The following is an 18,483-nucleotide window of genomic DNA, read 5'->3' as shown; positions in this document are numbered from 1 at the left end:
CCATCGGAATCGTCGGCTCACGCTACCGGGTCCCCCGAGCGGGTCGCCACGCAGCACAGGACCTGACCACCTGCCCTGTGACCGCCGTAACAAAACCGGCCCGCGGCACGCTGTTTACGTCACCTCCCACCTCCGGCGGCCTGGTTCGCCGCGCGTTCACGCCCATGCGAGGCACATTTCACGCGGCCGCCTGGAGGTCCAGCCGGGCCCCGAACTCCCTTACCACGGACTCCTCCTGGAACGGCTCCAGCCGCTGCTGGAGGTCCTCCAGATACTCGGCGCCCCGGTTCGAACGCAGGGTCCCGAGCAGTTCCACCGCCTTCAGCCCCGTCTGGCAGGCCTGCTCGATCTCGCGCTGCTGCACCTGTGCCGTGGCGAGCAGTACATAGCCGATCGCCCGCCGGCGCGCCCGCGACTCGGGGTGGCCGTCGAGTGACTCCCGCGCGCACCGGGCCGCCGCCTCCGCCTGGCCGAGGTCACGATGGCAGTGGGCCAGTTCGTCGGCGAGGTAGGCCTCGTCGAAGTGCTTGATCCACGCCGGGTCGTCGCCGGAGGCCCCGTCCGCCTGCTCCAGGGCGGTCACCGCCCGCCCGGCGGCCTCCTGGGTGGCGCGCGCGTCGCCCATCAGGGCGTGCCCGCGTGCCTCGGCGGCGAGGAACATGGCCTGCGCACGCGGCGTCACGCGCCCCCGCGCCCCCTCCTGCGCCGCCCGCGCCAACTGCGCGATCTCCCGCGGGTTTCCGAGCTGCGCGGCCAGGTGGCTCATGGACGCGGCGAGGACATAACCGCCGTATCCACGGTCACCGGCGGCCTGCGCGAGCCGCAGCGCCTGGATGTAGTAGCGCTGGGCGAGGCCCGGCTGGCCGGTGTCGACCGCCATGTACCCGGCGAGCTCGGTCAACCGGGCCACGGACGCGAAGAGTTCCCGCCCGACGGCCTCCCGGTACGAGCCGGCGAGCAGCCCCGAGACGACGCTGTTGAGGTAGTGCACGACGACCGGGCGCACATGCCCGCTGCCGAACCGGTGGTCCAGATCGACCAGCGCCTGCGTCATCGCCCGCACGGCCTCGACGTCCGACTGGCCCACGCGCGGGCCCGCCGAGCGCGCCACCTGCGCGTCGGGCGCCGAGATCAGCCAGTCGCGGCTCGGCTCGACCAGCGCGGAGGCCGCGACGGACGAACCGGACAGGAAGTCCCGGCGCCCCACGTCGCTGCGCCAGAGCTCGCAGACCTGCTCGATGGCTCCCAGTACCGTCGGCGAGAACTGGAGGCCGACGCCCGAGGCGAGGTTCTTGCCGTTGGCCATGCCGATCTCGTCGATCGTGACGGCACGGCCGAGCTTGCGGCCGAGCGCCTCGGCGATGATCGCCGGCGCGCGTCCGCGCGGTTGCTGTCCGCGCAGCCAGCGCGCCACGGACGTCTTGTCGTAGCGCAGGTCGAGACCGTGCTCGGCGCCGCACATGTTGACCCGCCGGGCCAGCCCGGCGTTGGAGCAACCCGCTTCCTGGATGAGCGCTTGCAGCCGTTCGTTCGGCTGCCGTGCGACGAGAGGCCTTGCGGCCATGGCGTACCCCCTGAGGCTGCGGTGCCCGCCCGCACACCGAGTTGTCGTGTCTTCCACGACCGGGACCCGGGCCCTTCGCGGGCGCCCGGGAGTTCCGGCCGTGAAGATCAATGCCCCGCTGACATACCGAAAATGCGAGACATGCGAGGATTGCCGGGGTACCGGCGGTTGCCGACCCCACACCTGGCTACCCAGCTGCCGCCGCGGATCCTCCCGCGCGCCCCCGGACATGCACCCGTGCGCCCCGGATGCCGAATCGATGCTCCTCCCCGGCGCCCGGTCCGGCCGTAACCCGAGGTGGGGCTGGGAGTTGTGTTGAGCGTGGAAGAGACGATCCCGGCCACCGAAGCCGCACAGATTCCGAAGCAGCGCGGGGAATCGCTGCTGGAAACCGCCGTTCGCTACGCCGAGGAGCGCCACTGGGACGTGTTCCCCGGCACCTGGCTGGAAGCCGTCGACGGAGTGCAGCGCTGCTCCTGCGGGGACGCCGCGTGCGGTGCGCCGGGGGCGCATCCGGCCCGGCCGGACTGGGCGACGCAGGCGACCGGCAGCGCGACGGTCGCGCGGCGGATGTGGCAGAAGCAGCCGAACGCCTCGATCCTGCTGCCGACGGGCCGGACCTTCGACGCGCTCTCCGTGCCGGAGACCGCCGGTTTCCTTGCGCTCGCCCGCATGGAGCGGATGGAGCTGACACTGGGACCGGTGACGCTGACCCCGGACCGGCGGATGCAGTTCTTCGTGCTGCCGGGCGCGTCGGTGAAGGTTCCCGACCTGGTCCGGAAGCTGGGCTGGTCGCTGGGGTCGCTCGACCTGGCCGCGCTGGGCGAGGGCAGTTACGTCGCCGCGCCCCCCACCCGCTACGGCTCACGCGGCGCCGTCCAGTGGGCCTGCCGCCCCACCCCCGCCAACCGCTGGCTGCCGGACGCCGAGGAGTTGATCTCCCCGCTCGCGTACGCCTGCGGACGGGACCGCTGACCAGCCCCCACGGAGCAGGGCTCCCCTTAGGGTTCTCATATGAACGAGGGAGCACAGGCGGCGACGGCGGCCGTACGCGTACACGGGCTCTGGAAGCGGTTCGGGGAGCACGTGGCGGTCTCCGGGATCGATCTGGAGCTGCCCGCCGGACGGTTCATCGGTCTGGTCGGGCCCAACGGCGCCGGGAAGACGACCACGTTGTCGATGGTGACCGGGCTGCTGCGCCCGGACCAGGGGTCCGTCGAGGTCGTCGGGCATGACCTCTGGCGCGATCCGGTGGAGGTCAAGGCCCGCATCGGGGTGCTGCCCGAGGGACTGCGGCTGTTCGAGCGGTTGTCGGGGCGTGAACTGCTGGCGTACACGGGCAGGCTGCGCGGTCTGCCCGGCAGCGAGGTCGACAAGCGGGCCACGCAGTTGCTGGACGTGCTCGATCTGGCCGGCGCGCAGCACAAGCTGGTCGTCGACTACTCGACCGGCATGCGTAAGAAGATCGGGCTCGCCGCCGCCCTGCTGCACAACCCCGAGGTGCTCTTCCTCGACGAACCGTTCGAGGGCGTCGACCCGGTGTCCGCGCAGACCATCCGGCGGGTGCTGGAGCGGTACACCGCCTCCGGCGCCACCGTCGTCTTCTCCTCCCATGTGATGGAGCTGGTCGAGTCGCTGTGCGACTGGGTGGCCGTCATGGCCGCCGGGCGGATCCGCGCCCACGGCCCCCTCGCCGAGGTCCGTGGCGACGCCCCCACCCTCCAGCAGGCCTTCCTCGAACTCGTCGGCGCGCACGACCGCGACGCCGGCTCCGACCTGGACTGGCTGGGCGGCGGCGCCCGATGACCAGCACCACGGCCACCCTCGTTCAGCTGAAACTGTCGCTGCTGCGGGGCGGCCTGCGGCAGTCCGCGGGGCGGCGCGCCGCCTACATCGCCTCCGCTGTCGTCACGCTGCTCTTCGCCGCGCTGCAACTGCTCGGCCTGATCCTGCTGCGCGGCAACGACCACGCCGGCGCCGTGATCGTGCTGCTGGTCGCCGTACTGGCACTGGGCTGGGCGGTGATGCCGCTGTTCTTCCCCGGCGGCGACGAGACCCTCGACCCCACCCGCCTCGTGATGCTGCCGCTGCGGGCCGGGCCGCTGGTGCGGGCGCTGCTCGCGGCCTCCCTGGTCGGCATCGGGCCCCTGTTCACGGTGTGCATGCTCGTCGGTTCGGTGATCGCGGTGGCGCGCGGTGCCGTGGCGTACGCCGTCGGCGTCGTCGCCGTGGCGCTGGCGCTGCTGGTCTGCGTGGCCCTGGCGCGGGCCGTCGCCGCCGCCAACATCCGGCTGCTGACCAGCCGCAAGGGACGCGATCTGGCCGTGCTGAGCGGCCTGGTCGTCGCGGTCGGCGCCCAGGTCGTCAACTTCGGCGCCCAGCGGCTCGGTTCGGCCGGTCTCGGGCAGCTCGAACCGGCCGCCGACGTGCTGCGCTGGGTGCCGCCCGCCTCGGCGCTGGGCGCCGTCGACGCGGCCGGGGACGGCTCGTACGGCATCGCCGCCGCCCAACTCGCCCTGACAGCACTGGCCCTGGCGGCGCTGGTCATGGTGTGGGCGCGGCACCTGGACCGGCTGATGACCGCGCCGGACGGCTCGACGATCCAGGCCATGGCCGACACCGCCGTACGCGACCGGTCGTCGCGCGGATGGGCGCGGCTGCTGCCGGGCGGCCGGACCGGGACCGTCATGGAGCGCAGCCTGCGCTATGTCTGGCGTGACCCGAAGACCAAGGCGGCCTGGGTGACCTCGCTGGCCATCGGGCTGATCGTGCCCGTGTTCAACGCGTTGCAGGGCACCGGGTCGATCTACTTCGCGTGCTTCGCCGCGGGCATGCTCGGCATCCAGATGTACAACCAGTTCGGGCAGGACACGTCCGCGTTCTGGATGGTCGCCATGACCATCTCCTCCACCCGCGACGCCTACGCCGAACTGCGCGCGCGGGCCTGTGCCCTGCTGCTGATCACCCTGCCGTACGCCGCCCTCGTCACGGTCGCGACCACGGCGCTGCTCGGCGACTGGGCCAGGCTGGCGGAGGTGCTGGGGCTGTCGTTCGCGCTGCTCGGCGCGATGCTGGCGACCGGGGCGTGGACCTCGGCGCGCTTTCCCTACTCCATCCCGCAGGAGGGCTACAAGAACGTGGCCCCCGGCCAGGCCGGCCTCGCCTGGATCGCGATCTTCGGCGGGATGGTGGCCGCGGCCCTGCTCTGCGCGCCCGTCATCGTGCTGACCATCCTGATCAACACCAGCGCGGACGGCGGCACATGGAGCTGGCTGCTGTTGCCGGCCGGGACCGGCTACGGGGCGGCGCTCACCTGGCTCGGGCTGCGGCTGGCGGCACCGCGCACGGCCCAGCGGCTGCCGGAGATCCTGGCGGCCGTCAGCAAGGGCTGAGCCGCGCCCCGGCGTCAACTCCTTTTGCGCGCCTGCCATTCGGGCTTACGATCCGGAGACGGCAGTCGGCGTTGGGGGGCGCGAGTGGCCAGATGGTTCGGCAAGTCCCGAGGACGGCAGCCCGGCGACGACGACCCGCTGGGCACCGCGGACGAACTGCGCCTGGCGTACGGGCAGACCGGCGACCCGGCCCTGCTGCGCCGGGCGGTCCAGGCGGCGGAACGGGCACGCGAGGGCTGTCCGGCCGACGACCCGCGCCACGCCGCAGCCCTGTCCGCGCTGTGCATGCTGTACCGGCTGCGCTGGGAGCGGGAACGCGACGCCCGGCTGCTGGACCGGTCGGTGACGTACGGCCGGGAGGCCGTCGAGGCCTCCCCGCCCGGCGATCCCGAACTGGGCCGGCACATGTCGTCGCTGGCCACCTCGCTGCAGGAAGTCTTCGACCGCACCGGCCGGCAGCGGGACATCGACGAGGCGATCGCCCTCTACCGCGGCTGCCTCGACCTCCTCGCGCCCGGCCACCCCGAACACGCCGGGCAGGAGTCCAACCTCGCCAACGCGCTGCTCCGCCGGTCCCAGAAGTTCCCCGACCCGGCCGCGCTGGAAGAGGCCGTACGGCACGCCCGCGCCGCGCTCGACCACACCCCGGCCCACGATCCGATGCACCCCGTGCGGCTCGTCAACCTCGGCGGCGCGCTGCTCGGGCTCGTGCAGAGCGGTCAGGTCCGGCACGCCGCCGAGGCGCAGACGCTGTACGAACGCGCCCTGCGCGAGTTCCCCCGCACCCATCCCGCGTACGCCTCCGTCCAGGGGGCGGTGGAGCGGATCCGGCACCTGCGCAGGGCACTCGGCAGCTGAGCCGCGAGAGGTCTGCGGTGACTGAACTCTGCTTGAAAATAAGGGACTTCGCCGGGCTCGACCGCTGGCGGTGGGAGCTGACCGATCCGGCCGACGGGCGCGTACTGGCCCGGCACGAGGTGCGGCTCGACCCCGGCTGCGCGCAGTACGAGGCCTTCCTCGACGTCCCGGGCCACCTCCGGCGGCACGCCGCGCCCGACCAGCGGACCGTGCGGGAGCGGGAGATCGTGCGGGAGGTGGGCGCGTGGATCGGCGCGGAGATCCTCGGCCCCGCCGCAGGCGTCCTGCCGGCCGCCGCCCCCGTGGTCGTACGGGTCGTGGTCCCGGCGGATGTCCCGGAGGCACGGCGGCTGCTGTACGTGCCGCTGGAACTCGCCCACCTCGACGGGCGGCCACTGGCCCTGCGCGGCGTCTCCCTCGTGATGCAGGTCGGGGACTGCGGTGACCCGCCCGGACCGGCGGCGGCCCGGCCGGTGCGGATGCTGGCGTTGTTCAGCCAGCCCCAGGGGAGCCGGGCGCTGAACCTGCGGCGGGAACGGCTGGCACTGACCGGGCTGTTCACCGGCGCCGGTCGGGACGTCGAGCTGCGGACCGTGCAGTACGGGGTGACGCGGGAGCGGCTGCGGGAGGTGCTGGCGGAAGGATGGGACGTCATCCATGTGTCCGGGCACGGGGCGCCCGGTGAGCTGCTGCTGGAGACCGCGGCGGGCGGGCCGGACCGGATCCGGGCACCGGAGCTGGGGGCGCTGCTGAGCGAGACACGGGGGGTCTCGCTGGTGACGGTGTCGGCGTGCTGGTCGGGGGCGTCGGCGGTACGGGAGCAGCGGCGGGCGCTCGGGGTGCCGACGGCCGGGGTCCCGGACGACGAGGCAGCCCACCCGGACGTGGTGGGCACGCTGGCCGGGGAGCTGGTGGGGCGGCTCGGGTGCGCCGTACTCGCCATGCGGTATCCCGTGACGGACCACTTCGCGATCGCTTTGGCGCAGGGGCTGTACCGCCGCCTGCTCGTCGACGGGGAGCCGCTGCCGGGGGCGCTGCGGGGGGTGCTGACGGAAGGGTGGTCGGCGCTGGAGGCGGGGACCCCGGCGCTGTTCGGGGCACGGGCCGCGCGGCTGCGGCTGGCGGCGGCACCCCTGCGCACGCCACCTGCCGATCCGCCACCCCCCGAACTCCCGCCCCCGCCCCAGCACTTCGTCGGCCGGGTCCCTCTCATGGCGCGCGCCGGTGCCGTGCTCGCCCCGCGCAGCGGCCGGTGCGGCGTACTGCTGCAAGGCATGCCGGGGGTCGGCAAGACGGCCTGCGCACGGGAGCTGGTGGCGACGCACGCGCACACCTTCGAGGAGGTCGTCTGGTTCAAGGCGCCGGAACGGACGGAGACGGACGCGCGGGAAGTCCTCGCGGCATTCTCGTCGATGTGGGAAGGGCTGGTGCCGGAACTCCCCAACGCCGAGGAACAGTTCGCGGAGTTCGCGGACGCCCTCGCCCGGTGTCTCGCGCGGCGGCGGGTGCTGCTCGTCGTGGACCATCTCGACGGGCTCCTCACCCCGGCCGGCGCCTGGCGGGACGAACGGTGGCAGGTGCTGCTCGCCGCCCTGTCGGAACACTCCGGGCCCGGTCGCCTCATCCTGACCGGCCGCGTACGCCCGCCCGGCCCGGGCCCCCGGGTGCCGACGGAACCGGTCGACCTGCTGAACCCGGACGAGGCCCTGCTCCTCGTGCGTGAACTGCCCCACCTCGCCCGCCTCGCCGACGGCCGCGCGCCCGGCGTGACCCCCGCCGCAGGCCGCCGTCACCTCACCGGTCTGCTGGACCTCACCCAGGGCCACCCCAAGCTGCTCGAACTCGCCGACGGCCAGGCGGCCGACCCGGCGCGGCTCACCGCGCTGCTGGGCTCCGCAGTACGCGCCCGGGCGGAGGCAGGCCTGGTGCCCGAGGGCTTCTTCACGGCCGGCCCGTCCGCCATCCGCGACGACGACCACGTGCGCGTGCTGCGCGTGTGGGCAGGCGGCATCGCCGACGCCCTCGCCCCCGCCCCGCGCGACCTTTTCCACGTCCTGTGCTGTCTGCAGGAGACCGACCGCACCCGCCCCGTCCTCGACCACAACTGGCCCGATCTGCGCGCCGGCCTCGGCCACCCCGACGCGCCCCTCGACCCGCTCCTCGACACCCTGGTCAGGTGCGGGCTGCTCACCCGCCGGTCCGCCCCGGCACCGCACAGGACGCGGGAGTCGTACGACATCCAGCCCGCCGTGGCCGCCGAGGGGCGGACGCGCGCCGGGGAGACGTTCCGGCAGCTGGTCGACACGCGGATGGCCGGGTACTGGGTACGGGTCTTCGAGATGGCGTGGCGCCGGGAGGGCACCGGCGCGGAAGGCGCCCACCTCGCCGGGCCGGTACTCGCGCGCGCGGGCCTGTCGGCGGCGCCCTACCTGATCCGGCAGCGGATCTGGCAGGGCGCCGAGGCGCTGCTCCAGGCCGTGCTGCGCCGGGACGGCAGCCGGGCGACCAGGGCGCGGGTGCTGCCCGTGCTGCGCCGGCTCGCCGCCCTGGCTGCCACCGGCACCGGCGCACCGCCGCCGCACGGCTCGCTGGCCGAGGTGCTGTGGGCGACCGACCCGGCGGCAGCCGAACGGCAGGCACGGGTGGCCCTGGCCGAGGCGCTTCAGCGGCAGGACCACGCGGGCGCCGCCACGGCGGCCGGTGCCCTGGCGGGTCTGTGTCTGCGCACCGGACGGCCCGCCGACGCGCTCGCCTTCGCCGACGCCGAGATCGCCCATGCCCGCGAGGCCGGGCTCGGCGTGTGGACGCGGCTGCTCGGCGAGGTGCACCGGCTGCACGTGCTGGTCGAACAGGGCGAGTCCGGCCGGGTCGTGGCCGAGGCAGCCGTACTGCTGCGGCGGATGCGCGAGTTGCCCAGGAAGCAGGTCGGCGCCGAGGGCGTGCTGTGGTGGGAGGTCTGGGAGGAGCTGTGCGACACCGCCCAGCGGGGCGCCGTGGACGCCGGGGAGTGGCGGACGGCGCTGGAGTACAACGCCGAACTGTGCGCGTCCACGGCGGGCCGTGGCGCGCCGGCCGCCGAACGGGCGCAGGCCCGCCTGCCCGCGTACATGCCCCTGCTGCGGCTCGGCCGCGTCCAGGAGGCGCTGGACCTGCTGGAGGAGTGCCGGGAGGTCTTCGAGGCCGCCGCCGACGATCTGCTGCTCGGCGAGGTGTTCGGCGCGCTCGCCACGGTGGAGGACGCGCGCGGGCGGGGCGAGGCGGCGCTCGCCCGGGGGCGGGACTGTCTGCGGTACGCCTATCGAGCGGGCGTCCCCTCGACCGTCGCCGTCGGCCACGCCAACTTCGGCACCTACCTGCACTCCCACGCGCGGGACGGCTCCGGTGCCGTCGCGCACCACCTCGCCGGGGTGCTGCTGGGCGTCCTCACCGGGGGCCGGACCGCCGGCGCCCTGGGCGCGGTCGTGGGTGATCTGCGGGAGTTCGGGACGGACGCCCGTCTGCCCGGCGGTCCGGACGCCCTGCACGCGCGCGTGGGGCTGGTTCCCGGCGTCGACCTCGCGGGGCTGCTCGGCCGGCTGGTGTCCGACGGCGGGCGGGTGCGGGAGGTACTGGCGGAGCTGGTGCGCAAGGCCCGCGAGGAGGCGGACGGGGGCGCTCTGGCGGCAGCGGTGTGGCGGATGGTGTGGGAGCCGGCGGTCGCGGCCCTCGTCGCCGCCGAGCGCGGCAACACCGCGGCCGGGGTGAAGCTGCGTCAGCATCTGGCGCGCCACGGGGCGATGACGCCACAGTTCGCGCCGCTCACCGGCGTACTGCGGGACATCCTCGACGGGGAGCGCGACCCGGGTGTGACGGCCGGACTGGGGCCGCTGGACGCCGACGTGGCCCGCCGCGCTCTCGGGGTGCTGCGCGGCGAGGAGGAGATCGCCGCCGAGCTCTGGCCCGCCCTGCATCTGAGCCTGGTCCTGGGCAACTTCGTGGCCACCGCCGCCGGCCACCGCGGAACCGCCGACGCCAACCGGGCCACCCTCGACGACTTCCACGCCGATCCCGCCCTGCGGGCGCTGGCCCCGGTGCTGGAGGAGATCCTCGCCGGGAGCCGCGACCCGGCACTCCCGGGACGGTTGCGGGAGCCCGCGCAGCGGGCGGTGGTGGGGGCGGTGCTGCGGTGCCTCGACGGGATCGAGGGAAGGCTGGGTCGAGAGACACGGTGAAGGGAGGGGCTGTGACGGAGGAACCGCGGCTGAACGACGTACGGCTCGGGCCGGACGGTTCGCTGGAGTACTTCGACGGGGCGCAGTGGAGGGCCTACCCAGACATACCGGACGACGAGGAGGCTCCGCCGCTCGCGGTGAGCCGGGACGACGAGCTGAGGCCCGCCGCCGGGAGTCGGGGCTACGACGGGCCGGACGCCGGGAGCCCGGAGGGCGGCAGGGGGCGGTGGCGCGGCGGCGCACGCGGGGACGACGGTGCGACGTGACCGTACCGCCGCCACCGGAAGGGTCCCCGGGCGCCCTCGGGACGCAGTTCGACGCGCTGCCCTCACCCCTGGACGCCGTGCCCGAGCTGCGGGCGGCGGCGCGGTGGATGATCGCCGCGTTCGGGGCGGTCGGGGCGGCGTTGATCGGGGCCGGTCCGCTGGTCGCCGTGGGCAAGGTGCACGGGCTCGGTGACGCGGTGGTCGCCGGCGCCGCCCTGGCCCTCGCCCTGAGCGGGGTCGCCCTTGCCGTCTGGCAGGTCACCCGGGTGCTGGAGCCGCCGGTGACCACGACGGCCACGCTCTCCGATCCCGCAGTACGCGGCCTGCGCGAGCTGATCGACGCCGCGCCCGCCGACTTCTTCGGCTCCGCCGCCACCGGCGTGGACGACCTGCTGCGGCACCGCACCGTCGCCGCGAACATCCAGCGCGCGATCGCCCGCGAACCCGACCCGCACCGGCGTGAACTGCTCCGCCGTCACCTGGCCCGCGCCCGCGCCAACATCGCCCGCACCGATCCCTATGTGCGCTGGCTGCTCGCCATGGCCCACGTCTGGCAGATCCGCGCGGCCCTGCACACGGCCCGGCGCTGGTGTCTGCTCGGGATCCTGCTGGTCACGACCGGTGCGGTGGCGTTCCTGACGGTCACGGGCAAGTGACACCCGGGCCAGCGGGGCAACGGGGCGACGAGGCGAGGGGAGACGCGGCAGCGGGCCAGCGCGGCAACGAGGCGAGGGCGACGAGACAAGCGGGCCAGGGGGCAATGGGGCAACGCGGCAGCGGGCCAGCGCGGCAACGAGACGAAGAGGCAGCGGAGCGCAGGAGCACCGGCGGCCTCGGGCGCCTCACCCGCCGAACGCCGACTCCAGGAACGGCTCGATCGCCGCGCGCCACGCCTCCGGCTGGTCGTAGTGGATGAGATGACCCGCGTCGGCGACCTCGGCGTACTCACCGCGCGGGAGGACGCGCACCATCTCCTGGGCCTCCGCCCTGCCGAGCTCGCCGTCGAGGCCGCGGACGACGAGGGCCGGGCAGCGCACCTGGGCCAGCTCGTCCCAGTGGGCGTCGTACACCCAGGTCTCGCGGGACTTCAGCATCTGCTCGACGTCGAAGACCGGCCGCCAGCCGTCCGGCGACTCGTGCATCACCTCGGCGTAGAACGCGCCACGGGCCGGATTCGGCCGCTCGACCCAGGGGTCGTCCTCGCCGAACCACTTGCGCACGTCGGCCAGGGTGGCGAAGGGGACGGGCCAGGACCCGAACCAGTTGACCCACTCACGCTGCGACGCGGCCCCCAGGGCGGAGGCCCGCATATCGCAGATGATCACGCCGCTGACCAGGTCGGGGCGTTTGGCGGCCAGCTGCCAGGCGGTGAGCGCGCCCATGGCGTGGCCGATCAGTACGGCGGGGGCGAGGCCGAGCTGTTCGAGGGCGGCCTCGGCGTCGTCGACGTACGCCTCACGGGTGTACACGGCCTGCGGGGGCTTCTCGCTCTGGCCGTGACCGCGCTGGTCGAGCGCCACGGCACGGTGACGTCCGGAGATCCAGCGGGCGGTGGAGGCCCAGTGCGAGGCGCGGCCCATCAGGCCGTGCAGTAACAGCACGCCGGGCGAGGGGTCGGGGCCGGTCGCGGAGCCGGCTGCGGGGTCGCCCGTCACCGGCTCGGGGTCGGTCTTCGGTGGGTCGCCGAACTCCCAGGCCGCGAGTCGTACGCCGCCCGCCCCGATCACGTCGATGCGTCGCGCCATTGCTTCCGGCACCCCCAAGCTCCGCTCGGACCCGCTCGTACCCGTCCTGGCCGTGCTGCTCGCCCTACGGCCCTACTGCCTCTGCTTGTCCTACTTGTCGTACCGCGCGCCCCACGGGACCGGTTCTGCCCCTGCAGACTATCGAATGGGCTTTCGAGAATGGGCTTTCTGCGGGCAACACCCCTCGTTTGAGTGACGCCGCTGCAGGAATGATCCCGCCGCCCCAGGGGAGATCTTCAGCGGGAGGCGGACCGCTCGGGGAAAAACGGTCCGAGGGGGATGACCCTGAGAGCTCGGGGCTCCGGGTCAGAACAGGGGAGGACAGGCCCCGGCGCCACACGGCGCCGGGGCCCTCCGTTCGCCTCCGGCACATCCCCACCCCGCCCCCTCGAACCCTCCGCTCAGGCGACAGCCTGGCACGCCGGGCGTCCGGGCGCTGCGATTCGGCATACCGAGTCCAGGATTCGACGAGAACCACCCGCCGGGTTGCTCGTCAGGTGAGCTGCGAGAGCCCCGCGAGCGGGGAGAACTCAGCGCTTGGCGACGAAGACGTGGGAGGCGACGTCCGACTCCAGTTCGGCAGCCTCGCCGCCGCTGCCCACCAGGACCCCGCCCGCCGACTCCGTCACGCTCACCACCGAACCGGGCTGCACACCCGCCCGGCGCAGCGTGTACATCAGCTGGGCGTCCGTCTGGATCGGCTCACCGATGCGGCGTACGACGACGGTCTTGCCTTCCACGCCCGGGTCGAGGTCGGCGAGCGAGACCATGCCCTCGTCCAGGAACGGGTCGGCGCCGTCCTTCTCGCCCAGCTCCTCCAGGCCCGGGATCGGGTTGCCGTACGGCGACTCGGTGGGGTGGCGCAGCAGCTCCAGGACCCGGCGCTCCACCGCCTCGCTCATCACGTGCTCCCAGCGGCAGGCCTCGGCGTGCACCTGCTCCCACTCCAGGCCGATCACGTCGACCAGCAGACATTCCGCGAGCCGGTGCTTGCGCATCACGCGCGTCGCCAGCCGGCGGCCCTCGTCGGTGAGCTCCAGGTGGCGGTCGCTGGCCACGGACACCAGGCCGTCGCGCTCCATGCGCGCCACCGTCTGACTCACCGTCGGCCCGCTCTGGTCCAGCCTCTCGGCGATACGGGCGCGCATGGGGACCACACCTTCCTCTTCCAGCTCAAGGATGGTGCGGAGATACATCTCCGTGGTGTCGATCAGTCCGGACATACGTGCCCCTTGATTAGCTCTGCCGAAGGCTCGACCGCTCTCCGGCGCGTGCGCTGGCCCTGGCTTCAATTCTGCCGGATACCACCGACAACCGTGCCGCGCCGCCGAAACCAGGTGGTACATGCTGATACGTGACCGCGGGACCCACGGCGCGAACGCCGCCCCCCGCGCCCGTATTGACATCCCACTGGTCCAGACCGCACCGTGATCCGCGACACAGTGCGTCACTGTGCGACTCAGTGCGAGACAGTGCGACTCAGTGCGAGTGCGTGAAGCGGAGCGAAGGAGCTCAGATGGGCGACAGCACGCCGGCCGACCAGTACCTCGACGCCGCTGTCGGTCTGCTGCAGCGTGTCCGTGCGGAGGAGTCCGGGAACATCGCGGCCGCCGGTCGGCTCCTCGCCGACACCGTCGCCGCGGGGGGCCGGCTGTTCGCCTTCGGCGCCGGGCACTCCTCGCTCGCCGCCCAGGACGTGGTCTACCGCGCGGGCGGTCTCGCGCTGATGAACCTGCTCGTCGTGCCCGGTGTCGTCGGCGTCGACGTCATGCCCGCCACCCTCGGCTCCGCACTGGAGCGCGTCGACGGCCTCGCCGCCGCCGTCCTTGACTCCTCCCCACTGCGCGCGGGTGACGTCCTGGTGATCATCTCCCTGTCCGGCCGCAACGCCCTCCCGGTGGAGATGGCGCTCAACGCCCGCGCCCTGGGCGTGCGGGTGATCGGCGTGACCTCGGTCGCGTACGCCGGCGAGACCTCGTCACGGCACTCCTCCGGGACGTATCTGAAGGACCACTGCGACATCGTCCTCGACTCGAAGATCGCGGTCGGCGACGCGGAGCTCACCCACGACCTGGTCCCCGCCCCCTTCGCCCCCGCCTCCACGGTGGTGACCGCGGCCCTGCTCCAGTCCGTCATGGCCACGGCGGCCGTCGAGCTGGCCGGCCGCGGCATCGAGCCTCCCCTGCTGCGCTCGGGCAACGTGGACGGCGGCCACGACTGGAACGGGCGGGTGCTGGAGGAGTACGGGGACCGGATCTTCTACCGGCACTGAGACCCCGTACCGGCACGGAGACCTCGTACCGGCACTGAGGGCCCCGTACCGGCACTGAGGCCCGGGGGCGCGCCGACCGAGCCCCGGCAGACGATCAGCCCGCCGCTCCGCCGGTCAGTCCCGCTGCTCCGCCGGAGGCCGTTCAGCCCCGGCCCTCCCCCACAAGCCCCGCCAGGTCCAGCGCCGTCGCGATGCGGACGGCCACGTCCTCGGCGTACACCGTGTCGGAACGCTCGAACGCACTGCGCCCGCTTCCCCGCAGAAACGTCACGACACCGAGCGTGCGCCCCCGGCTGCGCAGCACCGCGCACAGCGCGTGCACCGCGTCCGGCGGCCACTGCCTGGTCGTCGCCCACGCACGCGCCCGCTCGGCCGGCACACTGCCGACACTGGCCCGGACGGTGCCGATGCGCTCCACGCACTGCAACGCCGGATGCCCCTCGCCGTACCGCGCGGGCAACCCGGCGCGCCCCGAAAGCAGACTCGGCCCGGGCGCACCCGACGGCGTACCGGCAACCCGCACCAGCCGGACCGGCCCCACGGACTCCGCGTCGGACAGCGCACCGCCCGCCACCCGGTCGATCAGCGCATGGTCCGCGAAGCCGGCCAGCGCGAAGTCCAGGTGGACCGTCGCCGCCTCCGCCGCGTCCTCGCACTCGGCGGCCGCACGGGCGGCCCGGTGCAGCTGATTGCCGCGGAACCGCAGCAGCGCCGCCTCCTGCTCGCCCTGCTTGGCCTCGGTGACGTCCTGGAAAAGCCAGCCCACCCCGAGCGGAACCGGCTCCTCCGCCAGCGGCGAGGCCAGCCGCAGAAACCCGCTGCGCCAGCAACGCCGCTTCTCGCCCTCCGGCGTGCGCACGCTCACCCATATCTCCGCCGGCGCGGGCGGCGCGCCCTCACCCAGCACATGTGTGAGCGCGCTCTCCAGCTCCTCCACGCCCTGCGCCAGCAACTCGCCGAGCGGCCGTCCCAGCGCGGCCGTACGCCCGATGCCCAGCGCGCGGGCCGCGTGCTCGTTCACCACGGCGGGCCGCAGATCGGCGTCGACCAGGACCACCCCCCAGCTCGCGTCCTCGAACAACGCCTCGCTCAGCGCGATGGACCGCTCCAGATCGATCTGCGCGTGCACCTCACTGAAGGCGCAGTACACCCCCGCGGGCTTGCCGTCCGGGCCCGGCACCGCAGCCGACTGCGTCCGCACCAGCACCCGCCCGCCGTCCTTGGTCAGCAGCGCGAACTCGTGCACCTGGCGGCCCGGCGCGTTCATGGCGGACAGCAGCCGCCCCTCGACCTCCTCGGCGTCGGCGCTGCGCACGGCCCACCCGGCGAAGCCGTGCCGTCCCACCGCCTCCTCGGCCGTCCAGCCGAGAATCCGCTCCGCCTCGCGGTTCCAGTGCGTCACGACCCCGTCGGCGTCGAAAGCGCACAACGCCGCGTCCATGCCGTCCAGCAGGGCGGCAAGCAGATCCGAACCACCCGAACCCTCAGGTCCGTCCGGACCCTGCGGCCCCTCCGGGCCGTCAGGTCCCTGCGGACCGGGCTCGTCCGGTCCCAGTTCGTCCGTGGTCCCACTACGCCGGGAAGCACTCACCTGAACCCCCTGCAGGCTGCGTCAGCACGAACGGCGCGTCGGTTCGTTCACTTGCCATCATTCAACTCGAACGTGACGCAGCCCACATATGGTTCCCGCAAGATTGCCGGAATCGTTGTGCGGCGGAAACCCCGCGACAGCCCCGCGACAACCGCGCGACAACCGCCGACTAACTCTCGATGACCGAAAGCCGCAGGTCAACCCACTCGTCCTGCTCCCCGGGCAGCACATACCGGTCAACCTCGGCAAACCCACGCGCGGCGGCGAACCGCAGACCGTCCCCGTTGGCCGCCAGAACGCAGGTCTCCACCACACCGGCACCGAGCACGCGCGCGTGCGCGAGCCCGTCGTCGTAGAGCACACGGCCGATCCCCCGGCCCCGCCACTCGGGCAGCGCCCGGGCGATCACGGTCACCGCGCCGCCCTCCCGCTCCGGGGGCCGCACGGTCGAGCACCCCACGAGCGCCTCACCGACGTACGCGTTCACCAGCCGGTACCGCCCGCTCCGCTCCCGCACCTCCGCCAGGGAGAGCGCGCCGGGCGGCACCACGGTGTTGTGCACATGCCGCCACTCCTCCAGCATCCGCTCGCCCTCGACCGCCTCGATCCGCACCCCGGCGACCGGCCCACGCCGCGCGTACACCTCGATCTCGATCTTCATCCGGACGTCCGCCAGCCCGCACACCATCATGGTCGCGGCCGGCCGCACCTCCCCGAACACCCGGCGCAACACCGGCCAGCAGGGCTCGAAGTCGTCCCGCTCGGGCAGCAGGTACCGCACGCGCACGACATCCGCGAACGTACAGCCGGCCTCCGCCAGTGCCGCGCCTATGTTCCGCAGACACTGCTCGGCCTGCTCCACCACGTCGTCCGAGATGGACATGGCCGCGTAGTCGAACCCGGTCGTCCCGGACACATGCACCCAGTCCCCGTCGACGACGGCCCGCGCATACCCGATCCGCTCCTCGAACACCGACCCACTGAGAACCACCCGCCGCATTGTCATGCGCAGAACGCTAACGCGGGTCCCGTCAGCTTCACGGAAAAACGGTTGATGGCCGCCGGATGGCTTCCTAAGGTGGCGCGTACACGAGAAGGGAGGTGGTTCGGCACATGTATGCATACCGGACGCGTGAGGTGGCTGCGGGCTAGCGGCCCGGCACCACACTCTGTGCGGCGCCGGACCAGCACGTGAAAGACGCGTGCAGCCGGCCCAATCCCGAGCAGTCACCCGACCCGCGAGTCGCCGGTACGTCCGGCCGGCTCCTCCTTGGAGGAACCAGACTCGCGGGTCGTCTGCGTTCAGGGGGCCTTCGCGGGGTCAGCGGGCGATGTCGTCGTAGCCCGGGATGGAGCGCGGGTCGCGGGGGCCCGGGCCGATGTAGCGGGCGGAGGGGCGGACGAGGCGGCCGGTGCGCTTCTGTTCGAGGATGTGGGCGGACCAGCCGGCCGTACGGGCGCACGTGAACATCGAGGTGAACATGTGGGCGGGGACCTCGGCGAAGTCGAGCATGATGGCCGCCCAGAACTCGACGTTGGTGGCGAGGATCCGGTCGGGGCGGCGGTTGTGGAGTTCCTCCAGGGCCGCCTTCTCCAGCGCCTCCGCGATCTCGAAGCGGGGTGCGCCGAGTTCGCGGGCGGTGCGGCGCAGGACGCGGGCGCGGGGGTCCTCGGCGCGGTAGACGCGGTGGCCGAAGCCCATGAGGCGTTCGCCCCGGTCGAGGGCCTGCTTGACGTAGGCCTCGGCGTCGCCGGTGCGTTCGATCTCCTCGATCATGCCGAGGACGCGGGAGGGGGCGCCACCGTGGAGGGGGCCGCTCATGGCTCCCACGGCTCCGGAGAGGGCCGCCGCCACGTCGGCGCCGGTGGAGGCGATGACCCTGGCGGTGAAGGTGGACGCGTTCATGCCGTGCTCGGCGGCGCTGGTCCAGTAGGCGTCGACGGCCGCCACGTGCTTGGGGTCGGGCTCGCCGCGCCAGCGGATCATGAAACGTTCGACGACGGACTGGGCCTTGTCGATCTCGCGCTGCGGAACCATGGGGCGGCCCTGGCCCCGGGCGGACTGGGCGACGTAGGAGAGGGCCATCACGGCGGCCCGGGCGAGGTCCTCCCGGGCCTGTTCGGCGTCGATGTCGAGCAGGGGTTTCAGGCCCCACACCGGGGCGAGCATGGCGAGTGCCGACTGGACGTCGACGCGGATGTCGCCGGAGTGCACGGGGATGGGGAAGGGCTCGGCGGGCGGCAGGCCTGGGTTGAAGGCGCCGTCGACGAGCAGTCCCCAGACGTTGCCGAACGAGACGTGACCGACCAGGTCCTCGATGTCGACGCCCCGGTACCGGAGGGCGCCGCCCTCCTTGTCCGGTTCGGCGATCTCCGTCTCGAACGCGATGACTCCTTCGAGTCCGGGTACGAAGTCGGACATCAGGCGGCTCCTCGGATGTGTGCGACGGGCGGTTGTGGGCCACGGAGTGGTGCGGCACCCCGTGTGTGACCGGTCCTGCCGGTGCTGGTGACCGTGTCCGGGTGTGGAAACGGGTGATCGCCCGGGGGATCCACGGTCGGTCTGCGGACTCGCGGTCCTGGG

The 18,483-nt window shown here is 73.5% G+C and carries 14 protein-coding genes; 8 read left to right on the top strand and 6 right to left on the bottom strand.

From position 1 onward, the window contains the following. Positions 1-178 precede the first annotated feature (178 nt). The gene (locus ACIHCM_RS22970) at positions 179-1,564 is read right to left on the bottom strand and encodes a transcriptional regulator (RefSeq protein WP_399898698.1); all 1,386 of its coding nucleotides are present in this window, start codon (positions 1,562-1,564) and stop codon (positions 179-181) included. A 312-nt stretch (positions 1,565-1,876) separates the two neighbouring features. On the opposite strand from ACIHCM_RS22970, the gene ACIHCM_RS22965 reads away from it, so the two are divergent. The 7 genes from ACIHCM_RS22965 (at position 1,877) to ACIHCM_RS22935 (ending at position 10,947) form a co-directional block, all read left to right on the top strand. Then, positions 1,877-2,539: a bifunctional DNA primase/polymerase gene (locus ACIHCM_RS22965; RefSeq protein ID WP_399898695.1), complete on the top strand. Its 663-nt coding sequence runs from the start codon at positions 1,877-1,879 to the stop codon at positions 2,537-2,539. A 39-nt stretch (positions 2,540-2,578) separates the two neighbouring features. Next, positions 2,579-3,370, top strand: coding sequence for an ABC transporter ATP-binding protein (locus tag ACIHCM_RS22960; RefSeq protein WP_399898692.1), 792 nt, complete (start codon positions 2,579-2,581; stop codon positions 3,368-3,370). Beyond that, complete coding sequence (locus ACIHCM_RS22955; RefSeq protein ID WP_399898690.1) at positions 3,367-4,956, top strand: transporter; 1,590 nt, start codon at positions 3,367-3,369, stop codon at positions 4,954-4,956. The genes ACIHCM_RS22960 and ACIHCM_RS22955 overlap by 4 nt, the downstream gene beginning before the upstream one ends. A gap of 84 nt (positions 4,957-5,040) precedes the next feature. Beyond that, positions 5,041-5,814, top strand: coding sequence for a hypothetical protein (locus ACIHCM_RS22950; protein ID WP_399898687.1), 774 nt, complete (start codon positions 5,041-5,043; stop codon positions 5,812-5,814). Positions 5,815-5,831: 17 nt separating this feature from the next. Beyond that, complete coding sequence (locus ACIHCM_RS22945) at positions 5,832-10,025, top strand: CHAT domain-containing protein (RefSeq protein WP_399898684.1); 4,194 nt, start codon at positions 5,832-5,834, stop codon at positions 10,023-10,025. A gap of 11 nt (positions 10,026-10,036) precedes the next feature. Further along, entirely contained in the window at positions 10,037-10,291 is a 255-nt protein-coding gene (locus ACIHCM_RS22940) for a hypothetical protein (protein WP_399898681.1), read from the top strand. Then, positions 10,288-10,947: a hypothetical protein gene (locus ACIHCM_RS22935; protein ID WP_399898678.1), complete on the top strand. Its 660-nt coding sequence runs from the start codon at positions 10,288-10,290 to the stop codon at positions 10,945-10,947. Before ACIHCM_RS22940 ends, ACIHCM_RS22935 begins: the two co-directional genes overlap by 4 nt. 186 nt (positions 10,948-11,133) lie before the next feature. On the opposite strand, the gene ACIHCM_RS22930 is transcribed toward ACIHCM_RS22935, so the two are convergent. Continuing rightward, positions 11,134-12,036 (bottom strand): alpha/beta fold hydrolase, encoded by a 903-nt coding sequence (locus ACIHCM_RS22930; protein ID WP_399898675.1) that lies wholly within the window; start codon positions 12,034-12,036, stop codon positions 11,134-11,136. Positions 12,037-12,566: 530 nt separating this feature from the next. Continuing rightward, positions 12,567-13,259 (bottom strand): metal-dependent transcriptional regulator, encoded by a 693-nt coding sequence (locus tag ACIHCM_RS22925; protein ID WP_129796318.1) that lies wholly within the window; start codon positions 13,257-13,259, stop codon positions 12,567-12,569. 293 nt (positions 13,260-13,552) lie between these two features. Between ACIHCM_RS22925 and ACIHCM_RS22920 the strand changes: the two genes are divergently transcribed. Further along, positions 13,553-14,308, top strand: coding sequence for an SIS domain-containing protein (locus ACIHCM_RS22920; protein WP_399898672.1), 756 nt, complete (start codon positions 13,553-13,555; stop codon positions 14,306-14,308). Positions 14,309-14,450: 142 nt separating this feature from the next. Here ACIHCM_RS22920 and ACIHCM_RS22915 read toward each other — a convergent pair whose 3' ends face one another. The 3 genes from ACIHCM_RS22915 to ACIHCM_RS22905 form a co-directional block, all read right to left on the bottom strand. Continuing rightward, the gene (locus ACIHCM_RS22915) at positions 14,451-15,899 is read right to left on the bottom strand and encodes a PAS domain-containing protein (protein ID WP_399898669.1); all 1,449 of its coding nucleotides are present in this window, start codon (positions 15,897-15,899) and stop codon (positions 14,451-14,453) included. 169 nt (positions 15,900-16,068) lie between these two features. After that, the gene (locus ACIHCM_RS22910) at positions 16,069-16,905 is read right to left on the bottom strand and encodes a GNAT family N-acetyltransferase (RefSeq protein ID WP_399898666.1); all 837 of its coding nucleotides are present in this window, start codon (positions 16,903-16,905) and stop codon (positions 16,069-16,071) included. Positions 16,906-17,220: 315 nt separating this feature from the next. Continuing rightward, on the bottom strand, positions 17,221-18,321 hold the full coding sequence (locus ACIHCM_RS22905; RefSeq protein WP_399898663.1) for a citrate synthase 2: 1,101 nt from the start codon (positions 18,319-18,321) through the stop codon (positions 17,221-17,223). Positions 18,322-18,483: the final 162 nt, after the last annotated feature.

Source organism: Streptomyces sp. NPDC052023, from assembly GCF_044548465.1.
In the GTDB taxonomy this organism is placed as follows: domain Bacteria; phylum Actinomycetota; class Actinomycetes; order Streptomycetales; family Streptomycetaceae; genus Streptomyces.
The sequence above is the reverse complement of the archived record's forward strand: the minus strand, read 5'-3'. Positions and strand labels throughout refer to the sequence as shown.

What these genes read in the sequence shown, in the direction of transcription:
- ACIHCM_RS22960 (WP_399898692.1), top strand. Translation starts at nt 2,579, where the DNA reads ATGAACGAGGGAGCACAGGCGGCGACGGCGGCCGTACGCGTACACGGG.
- ACIHCM_RS22910 (WP_399898666.1), bottom strand. Translation starts at nt 16,905, where the DNA reads ATGACAATGCGGCGGGTGGTTCTCAGTGGGTCGGTGTTCGAGGAGCGG.
- ACIHCM_RS22905 (WP_399898663.1), bottom strand. Translation starts at nt 18,321, where the DNA reads ATGTCCGACTTCGTACCCGGACTCGAAGGAGTCATCGCGTTCGAGACG.
- ACIHCM_RS22925 (WP_129796318.1), bottom strand. Translation starts at nt 13,259, where the DNA reads ATGTCCGGACTGATCGACACCACGGAGATGTATCTCCGCACCATCCTT.
- ACIHCM_RS22955 (WP_399898690.1), top strand. Translation starts at nt 3,367, where the DNA reads ATGACCAGCACCACGGCCACCCTCGTTCAGCTGAAACTGTCGCTGCTG.
- ACIHCM_RS22930 (WP_399898675.1), bottom strand. Translation starts at nt 12,036, where the DNA reads ATGGCGCGACGCATCGACGTGATCGGGGCGGGCGGCGTACGACTCGCG.
- ACIHCM_RS22970 (WP_399898698.1), bottom strand. Translation starts at nt 1,564, where the DNA reads ATGGCCGCAAGGCCTCTCGTCGCACGGCAGCCGAACGAACGGCTGCAA.
- ACIHCM_RS22920 (WP_399898672.1), top strand. Translation starts at nt 13,553, where the DNA reads ATGGGCGACAGCACGCCGGCCGACCAGTACCTCGACGCCGCTGTCGGT.